Source organism: Curtobacterium sp. Csp1 (assembly GCF_013347185.1).
This window is the reverse complement of record NZ_CP054594.1, coordinates 2,782,580-2,795,318: the sequence shown is the minus strand read 5'-3', so window position 1 is coordinate 2,795,318 and position 12,739 is coordinate 2,782,580. Positions and strand designations below refer to the sequence as shown.

Genomic DNA, 12,739 nt, shown 5'->3' with positions numbered 1-12,739 from the left:
GGCCAGCCGGGAGGCACGGTGCGGGTCCGCCCCGCCCGACCCGTCGGACGTCGGTGCCGGCCCGGCACCGCGGGGTCAGCGTGCTTCCGCCACCAGTCGGGTGAGCCGCGCCACGAGCCGCTCGAGCGGGCCGCGTCCCAGGACCGCCCGCCACGTCATCGCGAACAGCACCGAGCCGACGGCGAACCAGCCCCACGCGGTCGCGGACTCCGGGTACTCGGGCAGCGCCGCGATGACGACGAGGTGGCCGGCGTACACGGTCAGCGGCATCGACCCGACCGCCGCGAGCGGGAACGCGACCCGGGCGACCGTCCGACCACGTCCGTCGAACACGAGCGTGCACAGGGCGACGACCGCGACGGCGATCCCGGCCGTCGCCACGACGTCCACGACCGAGGACGAGTGGTCCCGGGGCGACGCGAAGTACTGCGCGAGCACCTGCCCCGGCGTGCTGTCGTCCGGAGCGTACGGCAGCCCCGGGAACGCGTACTCGGCGTCCGTCGGGACCGGGGCGACCAGGTTCCCGACCACGTAGGCGGTGGCGGCGACCAGCGCGCCGGACGCGAGGAGCAGGACCTGCCGGACACGATCCTCCAGACCGCTCCTGGCGACCGCGAGTCCGACCAGGACGTACGCCAGGAACGTGACCACCGGGTAGACCAGCCCGAGCTGCACCCCGAACATGCCGGCGTCCGCGTAGAGCGGGACGACCGCGAGGGCAGCCACCGGCGACGCGAGCGCACACACCGCGGCGAGGACGAACAGCCACCGTGCGCGCAGCCGCAGGACCGGTACGACGAGCAGGAAGAGCGCCCCGTAGGTCGGCAGGATGACGTAGACGGGCGTGTCGAGCGCCATGAGCAGCAGCCCGATCGCGACGACGACCACCGCTCGGACCGCCAGCCGGGCGCGGACCCGGCCGATCGCCGGCGGCCCGGGCGGAGTGGTGCGGCCGCTCGTCAGGCCGATCGACACCCCGGCGAGGACCGCGAACAGCGTCGACGGCCGACCGTTCGCGACGGCGGACCACGTCGCGCCGTCGGCCCAGTCGAACGCGTCCGCGACGCCGCCGACGTGCGCTGCCATCATGCCGAGCAGCGCGAGGGCGCGCGCCACGTCGACGCCCTGCAGCCGTCCGGGCGCGACGAGCACGCCCCGCATCGCGGCGGGCGGTGCGGGGCGGGCGGTGGTCATCGCGGTGCGGGGAGCGCGGTGGTCGTCGGGGCGGTCAGCTCGTCGGCTGGTCGACGCGACGGAGCGACACGTCGACCATCTCGTCGCGCGGGACGACCTTGATGCGCTCGCGACCCTCGGCGCCGCCGAGTGCCTGCTCGTGCTCGTCGAGCGCGTGCCAGCCGTCGAGGTCCGTGAACTCCACGCCGCGCTCGCGGAGCAGCGCCGGGACGGCCTCGGGCGACGGGTCGGCCGGGCTCCACCACGACGCCTGGTCGGTGACGATGTGCTGGACGGTCTCCATCGCGTCGGACTTGGTGTGTCCGATGAGCCCGACGGGTCCGCGCTTGATCCAGCCGGTGGCGTAGATGCCGGGGAGCTGGTGGCCGTCGGCATCGAGGACCTGGCCCTCGTGGTTCGGGATGACACCGGTGCGCTCGTCGAACGGCACGCCCGGGAGCGGGGACCCGAAGTATCCGACCGCGCGGTACACGGCCTGCACCGGGAGCTCGCGGACCTCGCCGGTGCCCTCGACCCCGCCGAGACCGTCGGGGCGGGTGCGCTCGTAGCGGATCGCCGTGACGTGGCCGTCCTCGCCGACGAGCTCGAGGGGCTTCGCGTAGAAGTGCAGGTGCAGGCGGCGGCTGGCGGTGCCGGTCTCGCGCTGGCGCCACTGCTCGAGCACGCGGTTCATCACCATGACCTGCTTGTTCGTGGCGATGGCGGTCTTCGAGGCCTCGTCATGGTCGAAGTCCTCGTCGTACACGACCATGTCGACGTCGCGGAGCTCACCGAGCTCGCGGAGCTCGAGCGGCGTGAACTTCACCTGCGCCGGACCGCGGCGGCCGAAGACGTGCACGTCGGTGACGGGGCTGGCCTTGAGGCCGTCGTAGACGTTCGCGGGGATCTCGGTCGGCAGCAGGTCGTCGGCGTGCTTCGCGAGGATACGGGAGACGTCGAGTGCGACGTTGCCGTTGCCGATCACCGCGACGCTCTCGGCCTCGAGCGGCCAGGTGCGCGGGACGTCCGGGTGCCCGTCGAACCAGCTGACGAAGTCCGCCGCGCCGTAGGAGCCCTCGAGCTCGACGCCGGGGACGTCCAGGTCGGCGTCCTTGATGGCACCCGTCGAGAAGAGCACCGCGTGGTAGTGCTGCTGCAGGTCGTCGAGCGTGATGTCCTCGCCGAACCGCACGTTGCCGAACAGCCGGACGACGCCGCGGTCGAGCACGTCACGGAGCGCGTTGACGATGCCCTTGATGCGGGGGTGGTCCGGTGCGACGCCGTAGCGGACCAGGCCGTACGGCGCCGGGAGCTGCTCGAACAGGTCGATCGAGACGTCGAACCCGCGGGCCTCCCGCAACAGGATGTCCGCGGCGTAGATGCCGGCGGGACCGGCGCCGACGATGGCGAGTCGGAGGGTGGGCACTGGTGTCTCCAGTTCGTTCGTGCGGGGTGCTACCGGGGGTGTCGGCTGGTGTGCCGGCGAGGTCATCGGCTCCGCTCGACGACCGACTCGGCGAAGCGGGTGAGTGCGCGCTTCACGGTGCCGTCGGGCAGCGGGGCGAGGGCCTCGACGGCTTCCTCTGCCCAGCGCACGGCGACGGCGCGTGTGGCGGTGGTCGCCTGGTGCGCCCGGAGCGCGGCGACCGCGGACTGGTACGGCGTGGAGTCGACGGCGTCGTCCGGGGCGTCCTTGACGTCGCGTTCGATACGGCCGAGCAGCGCGGCGGCCTCGGCGTCGTCACCCGCGAGTCGGCGGAGCTGGAGCAGGGGCAGGGTGTCGACGCCGGCGCGGAGGTCGTTGCCGGCGATCTTGCCGGTCTTGTCCGTCGCGGGCGCCAGGTCGATCACGTCGTCGACGAGCTGGAACGCGACGCCCACCTTCTCGCCGAAGGTGCCGACGGCGTCGAGGTACGCCCGGTCGGCGCCCGAGAACATCACGCCGGCGCGGGCCGCGGTGGCGATGAGCGAGCCGGTCTTGTCGCTGAGCACCTGGATGTAGTGCTCGACGGGGTCGTCCTCGGGCTGCGGGCCGGTGGTCTCGTGGAGCTGCCCCATGCAGAGGCGCTGGAAGGTCTCGGCCTGCATCCGGATGCCCTCGGCGCCGAGGTCCGCGGTGATGAGGCTCGCACGGGCGAACAGCAGGTCTCCCGTCAGGATGGCGACGTTGTTGCCGTAGGTCACGTGTGCCGCGGGGACACCGCGGCGCACCGGGGCCTCGTCCATGACGTCGTCGTGGTAGAGCGACGCGAGGTGTGTGGTCTCGATGCTCACCGCGGCCTTGACCACGGCGTCCGTCACGCCCAGGCCGAGCTGCGCGATGAGGAGCGTCAGCGTCGGACGGATCCGCTTGCCACCGGCCGACAGCAGGTAGCGGCTCGTCGTGTCGGCGAGGGTGTCGGTGGACCGCATCGCGACCTCGAGCTGCTCCTCGACGAGCTCGAGACCGTCGTCGACGGCGGTGATGAAGCGGCGCTCCGACGGCGTGGCGAAGAGTCGCTCGCCGATGCCCAACGACGCGCGGAGACTCGGTGCGCGACGTGCGACCGGGACGCTCGGGTTCAAGTGCTGCTCCGTGTTCGGGGGTGGGGGCCGTCAGGCGTCCGTGCCGGGCTGCTCAGCGCCGGGGTCGATCACGCTGGGCTGCTCGCCCGTGTGCTGGTGCTCCCGACGGGCCTTGGCTCGACGGGCCACCGACTCGCGGACGGTGCCGGCGACCGGCTTCCGGCCGCGGTGCAGCGCGACGATGCCGGCGGTCAGGTTGCGGTGCGCGACCATCGTGAAGCCGACGCCGCGCAGCCACTGGCTGAGGACCTGCTGGTCGGGCCAGGCCTCGATGGACTCGGCGAGGTAGCGGTAGGCGGCCGGGTTGCTGCTCGACAGCCGCGCGATGCCCGGGAGCACGCGCTTGAGGTAGGCGCCGTAGCCGAAGCGCAGCAGCGCCATCGGCGGGGTGGAGAACTCGCAGATCACGACGCGACCGCCGGGCTTGAGCACCCGGAGCATCTCGGTGATGGCCTGCATCGGGTCGTTCACGTTGCGGAGGCCGAACGAGATCGTCACGGCGTCGAACGAGTCGTCGTCGAAGGGCAGGTGCTCGGCGTCGCCCTCGACGAAGGTGATCTCGGGGTGGCGCTCACGCCCGACGGCGATCATGCCCGCGGACAGGTCGAGCGCGGTGACCTCGGCACCCTTCTTGGCGAGTGCCGCAGCGCTCGTGCCCGTGCCGGCGGCGATGTCGAGGACGCGCTCCCCCGGCTGCGGGTCGACCGCACGGACCGTCGCGACGCGCCACAGCGGGGCGTTGCCCGCCGACAGGATGTCGTTCGTGAGGTCGTACTTCGCGGCGACGTCGTCGAACATGGCCGCCACTTCAGCCGGCTGCTTGCTCAGGTCCGCTCTGCTCACCGCACCATCCTAGAGGTCGCGCCCGAGGGTGTCCCCGACGCCGGGCCGGGGCCCGTGCACCCCGTCCGCGCGTACGATCGGTGCGTGACCCGAACCACCACGGCGGCTCCCACGCTCACGGTCTCGACCCGCATCCTCGACGATCCCGGCGACGTGCTGCGGCACACCCTGCGGGACGCTCCGCTCGCGTTCGTGCGGGGCGGCGACGGCATCGTCGGGATCGGCGAGGCCCTGCGCTGCGAGTTCTCCGGACCGGACCGGATGCGCGACGCCGCAGCGGTCTGGCGGGACGTCGTCGGCAGCGCCGTGGTCGACGACCCGGTGCAGCTCCGCGGGACCGGGCTCGTGGCGTTCGGCTCCTTCACCTTCGCGGACGACTCCGCCGAGCGCAGCGTGCTGGTCGTCCCCCGGGTGGTCATCGGCAAGCGCCGCGGCAAGGCCTGGCTCACCGCCGTCGACACGACCCCGGACCCGGCTCCGCTCGCGTTCACCCGGACCTCGGTCCCGGTGCCCGCGGTGGGTGGGCACGTCTCGGTCGCCTTCGGCCCCGGCCGGGTCGACGAGGACGCCTACGCCGCGAACGTCGCCGAGGCCGTCCGCCGGATCACCGCGGGCCGCGCCGACAAGGTCGTGCTCGCGCGCGACCTCGTCGGCACCCTGCCGGACGGCGCCGACCGCCGGGCGATCCTGCTCGACCTCGCCGCCGCCTACCCGCAGTGCGTCACGTTCGCCGTGGACGGGCTCGTCGGCGCGACACCCGAGACCCTCGCCCGGACGGACGGCACCGAGCTGTCCGCGCGGGTGCTCGCCGGCAGCGCCGCGCGCGGAACCGACCCGGTGTCCGACCGCGCCGCCGCCGAGGCCCTGGCGTCGAGCGCGAAGGACGTCGAGGAGCACGGCTTCGCGATCGCGAGCCTGCTGGCGGCGCTCCGACCGATCGCCACCGACCTGCGGGCCGACCCGGAGCCGTTCCGGCTGCAGCTGCCGAACCTCTGGCACCTCGCGACCGACGTGCACGCGACGCTCCCCGCCGGGACGACCTCGCTCGACGTCGCCGACGCGCTGCACCCGACGGCCGCGGTCGCCGGGACGCCGACCGACGTGGCCGTGCGGCTCGTCGCCGAGCTCGAGGGCGTCGACCGGGGCCGCTACGCCGGACCCGTCGGTTGGCTCGGGGCGAACGGCGACGGCGAGTGGATGCTCGCGCTCCGCAGCGCTCGCATCGAGGACGACGGGACCGTCCGCGCCTGGGCCGGCGCAGGCATCGTCGCCGGCTCCGACCCGGCGCGCGAGGTCGCCGAGACGGCGCTCAAGTTCCGCCCGGTGCGCGACGCCCTGGCCTGAGCGCGCGCCGGCAGGCGGGCGGGTGCCGATCCGCGCGTCGGGTGCCGATCCGCGCACGGGAGACCGATCCGCGCGTGGGCAGTCGTTCCTTCCGGCCTCCGACGCGCGGATCGGCTTCCCATGTCGGGTGCGATGGGCGGGAACGTCACCCGGGTGACCGCGCCCGGACGGGAGGATCGTGGCGGGCCCGCACCGTGCCTCCCGTCCGGTGCCACCCGGCCACACGGCGGACGCGAGACGCCCGCGTCCGCGCGAGACGCACCGCCACACGCGAGACGCCCCCGGATCCGGCGGCGTCTCGACGCGACCGGACCGTCTCGACGAGACGAGACGAAAGCCCACGAGCGGGCTCCGGCCCGTCAGCCCAGCGGTACCTCAACCACCAGTCGCTGCGCGGGATCGGTGAGCACCGCCTCGAGGTCACCCCACGTCGCCGCCCGCCGGTAGGACCACCCGAGCCCCGTCACCACACGCTCGACGTCCACCTGCTGCGGCGTCGTCATCATCCGTCGCATGTCCTGCTCGGGCGTGGTCGCGGCGACCTCGAGCCCGCGGAAGATCGCGCCCCCGCCGTCGTTCCCGACCACGACCTGCACGCGGTGCCGCCGTTCCTCGGTCCCGGTGACGAACGCGCCGATGTCGTGCAGGAACGTCAGGTCCCCCACGAGCACCCGCGTCGTGCCGATCGAGTCCGGTGACCGCTCCAGCGCCGCCGCGATCCCGAGCGCCGTCGACACCGTGCCGTCGATGCCCGCGAGCCCGCGGTTGGCGTGCACCCGGAGCTTCTTGCCGGCGACGTGCGCGTCCGCGACCCGGATGAGCTGCGAGGCGCCGAGCACGAGCCGGTCGTGCGGCCACGTCGCGCCCCACACCGCCTCGACGAGCATCTCGCGGTCGACGGCGCGGCGGCGCAGCGCGACCTCGTCGCGCAGGAATCGGTTGCGCTCGGTCCGGTCGGCGGACCGCTTGGCGTCCAGGTCCGGACCGGCGTCGCCGTCGCCGAGGAGCGCGCGGCTCGTCGCCACCCAGCGCCCCACCCACGCCCGGTGTGCCGGGGTGGTCCGGCCCGTCACGCGGACGTCGGACACGAAGGTGGTCTCGGCGGACGGACGGGAGGCACGGGCCGGGTCGTACGGGTCGGCCCCCGGTCCGCGGACCACGACGGTCTCGACGTCGTCGCGCTGCAGGAGCGCGGGGACCTCGCGGCTGAGCGTGGGGTGGCCGAGCACGACCGCGCGACGGACCGCCCCGCCGAAGTCGGCGTCGCGGAGCAGGTCACGGTAGGCGACGACGAGGTTCCGCCCGAAGCGCGCTCCGCTCGACACCTCGGCCAGCAGCGGCGCACCGAGCTCCCACGCGATCCGCTCGGCGTCCTCGCCGGCGTCGTGTCCTGCGACGACGACGGTCCCGGGGACCTCGTCGGGCGCGAGCTCCGCGACGGGCAGGTCCGTGTGCACCCGGCGCCGGGCGTGCTCGAGGTCGACCTCGTCGTCGGGGACGCCCTGGACGTCCTCGGCGCGGAGCCCCGCGGACAGCGGCTCGCGGAAGGCCACGTTGAGCTGCACCGGACCCGGCTGACCGGTGTGGCCGGCGGCGACGGCGACGGCCTCGCGGGCGAGGGACCGGACGGCGTCGTGGTCGATCCCACCCGCTGTCGGCGCCTGCACGTCGCGCACGAAGGCGACCGCAGGGCCGAACAGCCCCGGCTGCACGGTCGTCTGGTTGCTGCCGATGCCGCGGAGCTCGTCCGGACGGTCGGCGCTGAGCACGACCATCGGTACGCCGGAGTGGTGCGCCTCGAGCACGGCGGGGTGCAGGTTCGCGACGGCGGTGCCCGAGGTCGTCACGACCGCGGCGGGCCGGCCGCTCTCGACGGCGAGCCCGAGGGCGAAGAACCCGGCGGTGCGCTCGTCGAGCCGGACGTGCACCGTGACCCCGCCGGCCCGTTCGAGGGCGACGGCGGCGAGGGCGAGGGCCTGCGAGCGGGAACCGGGGCTGACGACGACGTCGGTGACGCCGGAGCGCGCGAGGGCGCCGAGGAGCGCGAGGGCGAAGTCGGTCGCCGGGCTGCCGGATCCCGCGGGGCCGTCAGCGATCGGCGGGGCCGTCGTCGTCACGCTCGTGGAACTGTTCTTCGAGGTCTCGGAGGGTCTCGTCGTCCTGGTCCTTGTCCGTGCGGTGGGGCTCGGGGGCGCGGGGGCCACCGAGGAAGTCCGGGTCGTCTTCGGGTCCACGGTAGCGGGGGCCCGGGCCGCTGGCCGCCGGGGCCCGGCCGAGCAGGAACCACAGCACGGCGCCGAGGACGGGCAGGACGAGCACGAGGAGGATCCACCAGCCCTTGCGGAGCGACCGGATGCGCTGCCGGGGCATGGTCGCGCAGTCGATGACCGCGTAGACCGTGAAGGCCACGGCGGCGACGACGACGATCAACCACAGACGGACCATGGACGGAGTCTAGGTTCGGCGCCTGGGATGCGCCTGCCCGTCAGCCGCCGTGCGCCGTGGGGTCCGTAGACTCGTCGGGTGAAAGCGTGGCTCGTCTACACCCTGGCCCGGCTCGGCATCTTCGCCGTGGCCCTCGTCGTCCTGTTCGTGATCGGTCTGCCCTGGTACTGGGCGACGATCGGTGCGGCGCTCATCGGCCTGCTCGTCTCGTACATCGCGCTCCCGGGACTGCGCGGTCAGGTCACCTCGAGCCTCGCGTCCCGTCGGCCCCGCAAGGAGCACGACGCGGACAGCGACTTCGAGGACGACTTCGTCGACGCCGCCGACTCCGACTCCCCCGCGCCGCGTCCGGTGTCCGATGCCGAGCGGCACGAGGTCCGTCGGGAGTCCGGCGAGGAGTGACTCGCTGCCACCGGCCGTGCCCGGCGCCGCTCGGGCCTGACCGCCGCAGCGGCCGCTACGGCTGGACGGCGAGCGTGACGCCGAGCACGACGCCGTAGGCCAGCGACGCGAAGGACGACAGCTGGAGCGCGGTGATGAGCTCCCGCGGCTTCCGCGACGACACCCCGATCGCCAGCGCAGGCAGGGCAAGCAGCAGCGAGAAGTACGCGAAGCCGGTCCGGAAGTACAGCAGCGTGAACCAGAGCAGCGCGACGTAGGGCAGCAGCAGGAACAGCGCGAAGAGCACGCGGGCCACCGGACGGCCGACGACGACCGCGAGGGTGCGCTTGCCCGCCTGCTGGTCCTCGTCGATGTCGCGGATGTTGTTCACCATGAGCACCGCGCACGCGAACAGGCCCGCGGCGACGGCCGCCGCCCACCCGCTCGTCGTGACCGCGCGGATCTGCACGAACTCGGTACCGAGCACGGCGACGAGCCCGAAGAACACGAAGACGAACACCTCGCCGAGGGCGTTGTACCCGTAGGGCCGCTTGCCCCCGGTGTAGAACCAGGCGGCGACGATCGCGGCGGCGCCGACGAGCAGCAGCCACCACAGCCCGGTGAGCACGACGATGACGAGACCCGCGACCGCGGCCAGGCCGAAGAACGTCAGCGCGACGGTGAGCACGGTGCGCGGCTTCGCGAGCCCGGCCCCGGTCAGACGCGCGGGTCCGACGCGGAACTCGTCGGTGCCTCGGACGCCGTCCGAGTAGTCGTTGCTGTAGTTCACGCCGATCTGCAGGAACAGCGCGACCGCGAGGGCGAGCAGGGCCACGACGAGGTGGTGGTCCTTCGCCAGGTACGCACCGAAGTCGCCGGGTTCGCCGCTGTCGACGAACGCGACGCCCGTCCCCAGCACGACCGGGACGACACCGAGCGTCAGGGTGCGCAGGCGCGCCCCGCCGATCCAGTCGCGTGCGGTCGCGCGCCGCTTCGTGCGCTGCGGCGCAGCGGCCTTCGCGGGGTTGCCGCTGCGGCGCTTCGCCGGGGTCGTGTTCTTCGTACGTGCCACGGCCGACCATCGTACCGACGTCGACCGGGAGGCACGGCGCACCTCCGCCACGCCGGCCCCGGTCCGTCAGGCGGCCCGGCCGTCAGGACGAACGGCCCGTCAGCCGGCGGAGTCGGCGATCGCGCGCACCGCCCGGCGGTCCGGCTTGCCCGACGCGAGCATCGGCAGGCGGTCCACGACGACCACGTCGGCGGGCCGAGCGGCCCGGCCGAGGACGTCGCCGACGACGGCGCGCACGGTGTCCAGGTCGAGCGACCGCTCCGTCACGACGACGGGCACCTCGCCCCACTCCGCGGACGCGCGGCGCGTCACCACCGCGCTCTCCTGTCCGGCGATGCCGCGCACGATCCGTTCGACCGCACCGAGCGGGACCTTCTCACCACCGGAGATCACGACGTCGTCGAGCCGCCCGAGCACGCGGACGCGGCCGTCCTCGACCTGCCCGGCATCGCCCGTCCGGTACCAGCGGAGGCCGTCGCGCTCCGTGAAGGTCCGCGCCGTCCGCTCGTCGTCGCCGAGGTACCCCTCGGCGAGCACCGGCCCGGCGAGCAGCAGCTCCCCGTCGTCGACCGCGGCCCGCACCGGCCCGAGGGGAACGCCGTCGTACACGCAGCCGCCGCTCGTCTCGCTCGCGCCGTAGGTCGTGACGACACGGACGCCGGCGGCACGGGCACGCTCGCGGAGGGGCACCGGGGTGGCCTGCCCCCCGACGAGCACCGCGTCGAGCGTCGCCGCGGCCGCGATCGCCCGGGGGTCGTCGAGCACCCGCGCCAGCTGCACCGGGACGAGCGAGGTGTAGCGTCGCGGGGCGGCCGGACCGACGTCGAGCCGGTCCACCGCGTCCGCGAAGGCCGCGGGGTCGAAGTGGCCGACGGGCAGCACGACCGGGGTCGTCCCGGCGGTGATCGACCGCGTCAGGACGTTGAGGCCGGCGATGTAGTGCGTCGGCAACGCGAGGAGCCACGCGCCCGGTCCGCCGAGGGTCGCGTCCGCGGCCGCCGCACCCGCGAGGACGGCGTCGGACGACAGTGCCACCCGCTTGCCGGTCCCCGTCGAGCCGCTCGTCTCGACGACCAGGGCGACCCGCTGCTCGACGTGGGACGGTGGTGCGGTCGGCAGGGCCGGGGCGTCCTCCGCGACGGGGAGCAGCGCGGGGCCGCCGGCGAGCGCTGCCTCCAGGCCGCGCAGCACGGCCGACGGGTCAGACGCCCCCAGCGCGACCAGCGGACGGGCCATCAGAAGTGCCAGGGGAAGGCGGTCCAGTCGGGCTCGCGCTTCTGCAGGAACGAGTCGCGGCCCTCGACCGCCTCGTCCGTGCCGTAGGCGAGGCGCGTGGCCTCGCCCGCGAAGACCTGCTGGCCGACCATCCCGTCGTCCACCGCGTTGAAGGCGTACTTGAGCATCCGGATCGCGGTCGGCGACTTGCCCAGGATCGTCTCGCCCCACGCGATGGCCTCGCGCTCCAGGTCGGCGTGCGGCACCACCTTGTTCACCGCACCCATCTCGTAGGCACGCTGGGCGGAGTACTCCTCGGCGAGGAAGAAGACCTCGCGCGCGAGCTTCTGGCCGATCTGGCGGGCGTAGTAGGCGCTGCCGTACCCGCCGTCGAACGAGCCGACGTCGGCGTCGGTCTGCTTGAACTTCCCGTGCTCGGCGCTCGCGATCGTCAGGTCGCAGATCGCGTGCAGCGAGTGCCCGCCGCCGGCCGCCCAGCCCGGGACGACCGCGATGACGACCTTCGGCATCATGCGGATGAGGCGCTGCACCTCGAGGATGTGCAGGCGGCCCATCGACGCCTGCGCCGCGGCGGGGTCGACGCCCTCGGGCGGGGCACCCTCGTCGCCGACGTACTGGTAGCCGCTCCGTCCACGGATGCGCTGGTCGCCGCCGGAGCAGAACGCCCACCCGCCGTCCTTCGGGCTCGGGCCGTTGCCGGTGAGCATGACGACGCCGACGCGGGGGTCCTGGCGGGCGTCGTCCAGGGCGCGGTACAGCTCGTCGACCGTGCGGGGACGGAAGGCGTTCCGGACCTCGGGGCGGTCGAAGGCGACGCGGACGATGCCCTGCGACACGTGCTTGTGGTACGTGATGTCGGTGAAGTGCTCCGCGATCGGAGCCGCGGTCCAGACGTCGGGGTCGAACAGGTCGGAGACGGGGGCGGGCATGCCTCCACCGTATCGCCGTCGCCCGGGCAGGCGGTCGTGCTCGTGCTGGTGGTGCGTCGGGCCGCGTCGTGCTCGTGGTGCGGCGTGCTCGTGGTGCGTCGGGCCGGTCACATGGTGGTGAGCGCTTCGGGCGCCACCACCACCAGCAGGACGATGAGGATCACCGGGTTCGCGAAGAACGCCAGGACGACCCCGATCGCGCCGTACCAGCGGCCGAACGACCCGACCGCGGCGACGAAGCCGAGCACCGCGGCGATCAGCGTCAGGAACACCACGACGAAGCAGATGCCGAACGCGAAGGTGGTGTCGCCGCCCATGAACACCGCGAAGGCGCTGGCGTCCACCGCGGCCGAGACGATCGCGAGGCCGAGGGCGATCTTGCCGGCCATCGGGTTCTTGCGCCGGCGGGCCCGCTGCGCGAGGGTCCGAGCGTCGACGGTGTTGCGCTGCATGAGGCGCTCGAAGTCGCTCGTGCCGCTCCCGGCCGGACGGGCGCCCACCCGCTGGTTCGTGGCGCCGCGGGCCTGCTTGCCCTGCGCGGCTCGGAGCTGCTTGTCCGGCGCCGTGCGGACCTGCTTGTCCTGCGTCGTGCGGGCCGGTGCGGGGGCGGGTCGCCGCTGCGCGCTCGTCGCGGGCGCGGCTGCTCGCTGCGCGCGCTGCTGCGGTTCCGGCGGCACCGGCCCTCCAATCGTCACAGGGTGCGTCGCGGTCGTCGCCGCGACGTCGGTCACGTGGTGCACGTGCGTCGGCG

The 12,739-nt window shown here is 74.0% G+C and carries 12 protein-coding genes; 2 read left to right on the top strand and 10 right to left on the bottom strand.

What is annotated here, in order from left to right:
- Positions 1 to 75: 75 nt before the first annotated feature.
- The 4 genes from HUN58_RS13415 to HUN58_RS13400 form a co-directional block, all read right to left on the bottom strand.
- Positions 76 to 1,194, bottom strand: a complete 1,119-nt coding sequence (locus HUN58_RS13415; RefSeq protein ID WP_180224919.1) for a heparan-alpha-glucosaminide N-acetyltransferase domain-containing protein — start codon at positions 1,192 to 1,194, stop codon at positions 76 to 78.
- Between the two features lie 34 nt (positions 1,195 to 1,228).
- Positions 1,229 to 2,599: an FAD-dependent oxidoreductase gene (locus HUN58_RS13410; RefSeq protein WP_141862276.1), complete on the bottom strand. Its 1,371-nt coding sequence runs from the start codon at positions 2,597 to 2,599 to the stop codon at positions 1,229 to 1,231.
- A 62-nt stretch (positions 2,600 to 2,661) separates the two neighbouring features.
- Positions 2,662 to 3,738 (bottom strand): polyprenyl synthetase family protein, encoded by a 1,077-nt coding sequence (locus tag HUN58_RS13405; protein ID WP_180224918.1) that lies wholly within the window; start codon positions 3,736 to 3,738, stop codon positions 2,662 to 2,664.
- Positions 3,739 to 3,768: 30 nt separating this feature from the next.
- Positions 3,769 to 4,581 (bottom strand): demethylmenaquinone methyltransferase, encoded by an 813-nt coding sequence (locus HUN58_RS13400; protein WP_180224917.1) that lies wholly within the window; start codon positions 4,579 to 4,581, stop codon positions 3,769 to 3,771.
- An 84-nt stretch (positions 4,582 to 4,665) separates the two neighbouring features.
- Here HUN58_RS13400 and HUN58_RS13395 point away from each other — a divergent pair, with 84 nt between their 5' ends.
- A complete protein-coding gene (locus HUN58_RS13395; RefSeq protein ID WP_180224916.1) occupies positions 4,666 to 5,925 on the top strand; it encodes an isochorismate synthase MenF in 1,260 nt (419 codons plus the stop codon).
- Positions 5,926 to 6,284: 359 nt separating this feature from the next.
- Here HUN58_RS13395 and menD read toward each other — a convergent pair whose 3' ends face one another.
- Both menD and HUN58_RS13385 read right to left on the bottom strand, forming a co-directional pair.
- Entirely contained in the window at positions 6,285 to 8,042 is a 1,758-nt protein-coding gene (gene menD, locus HUN58_RS13390) for a 2-succinyl-5-enolpyruvyl-6-hydroxy-3-cyclohexene-1-carboxylic-acid synthase (RefSeq protein ID WP_180224915.1), read from the bottom strand.
- The gene (locus HUN58_RS13385) at positions 8,014 to 8,370 is read right to left on the bottom strand and encodes a PLDc N-terminal domain-containing protein (protein WP_083520054.1); all 357 of its coding nucleotides are present in this window, start codon (positions 8,368 to 8,370) and stop codon (positions 8,014 to 8,016) included. Before HUN58_RS13385 ends, menD begins: the two co-directional genes overlap by 29 nt.
- Before the next feature lie 78 nt (positions 8,371 to 8,448).
- Here HUN58_RS13385 and HUN58_RS13380 point away from each other — a divergent pair, with 78 nt between their 5' ends.
- A complete protein-coding gene (locus HUN58_RS13380) occupies positions 8,449 to 8,772 on the top strand; it encodes a DUF4229 domain-containing protein (RefSeq protein ID WP_058742574.1) in 324 nt (107 codons plus the stop codon).
- Positions 8,773 to 8,827: 55 nt separating this feature from the next.
- On the opposite strand, the gene HUN58_RS13375 is transcribed toward HUN58_RS13380, so the two are convergent.
- The 4 genes from HUN58_RS13375 to HUN58_RS13360 all read right to left on the bottom strand — a co-directional run bounded on the left by HUN58_RS13375 (position 8,828) and on the right by HUN58_RS13360 (position 12,665).
- A complete protein-coding gene (locus tag HUN58_RS13375; protein WP_174777922.1) occupies positions 8,828 to 9,823 on the bottom strand; it encodes a 1,4-dihydroxy-2-naphthoate polyprenyltransferase in 996 nt (331 codons plus the stop codon).
- 99 nt (positions 9,824 to 9,922) lie between these two features.
- Positions 9,923 to 11,059, bottom strand: a complete 1,137-nt coding sequence (locus HUN58_RS13370; protein WP_180224914.1) for an AMP-binding protein — start codon at positions 11,057 to 11,059, stop codon at positions 9,923 to 9,925.
- Entirely contained in the window at positions 11,059 to 11,988 is a 930-nt protein-coding gene (locus HUN58_RS13365; protein WP_180224913.1) for a 1,4-dihydroxy-2-naphthoyl-CoA synthase, read from the bottom strand. Before HUN58_RS13365 ends, HUN58_RS13370 begins: the two co-directional genes overlap by 1 nt.
- Positions 11,989 to 12,095: 107 nt before the next feature.
- Positions 12,096 to 12,665, bottom strand: coding sequence for a hypothetical protein (locus tag HUN58_RS13360; RefSeq protein ID WP_141862289.1), 570 nt, complete (start codon positions 12,663 to 12,665; stop codon positions 12,096 to 12,098).
- Between the last annotated feature and the right edge of the window lie 74 nt (positions 12,666 to 12,739).

Excerpts from the sequence above, each read along its gene's own strand:
- HUN58_RS13415 (WP_180224919.1), bottom strand. The coding sequence starts at position 1,194 with ATGACCACCGCCCGCCCCGCACCGCCCGCCGCGATGCGGGGCGTGCTC.
- HUN58_RS13370 (WP_180224914.1), bottom strand. The coding sequence starts at position 11,059 with ATGGCCCGTCCGCTGGTCGCGCTGGGGGCGTCTGACCCGTCGGCCGTG.
- HUN58_RS13385 (WP_083520054.1), bottom strand. The coding sequence starts at position 8,370 with ATGGTCCGTCTGTGGTTGATCGTCGTCGTCGCCGCCGTGGCCTTCACG.
- HUN58_RS13365 (WP_180224913.1), bottom strand. The coding sequence starts at position 11,988 with ATGCCCGCCCCCGTCTCCGACCTGTTCGACCCCGACGTCTGGACCGCG.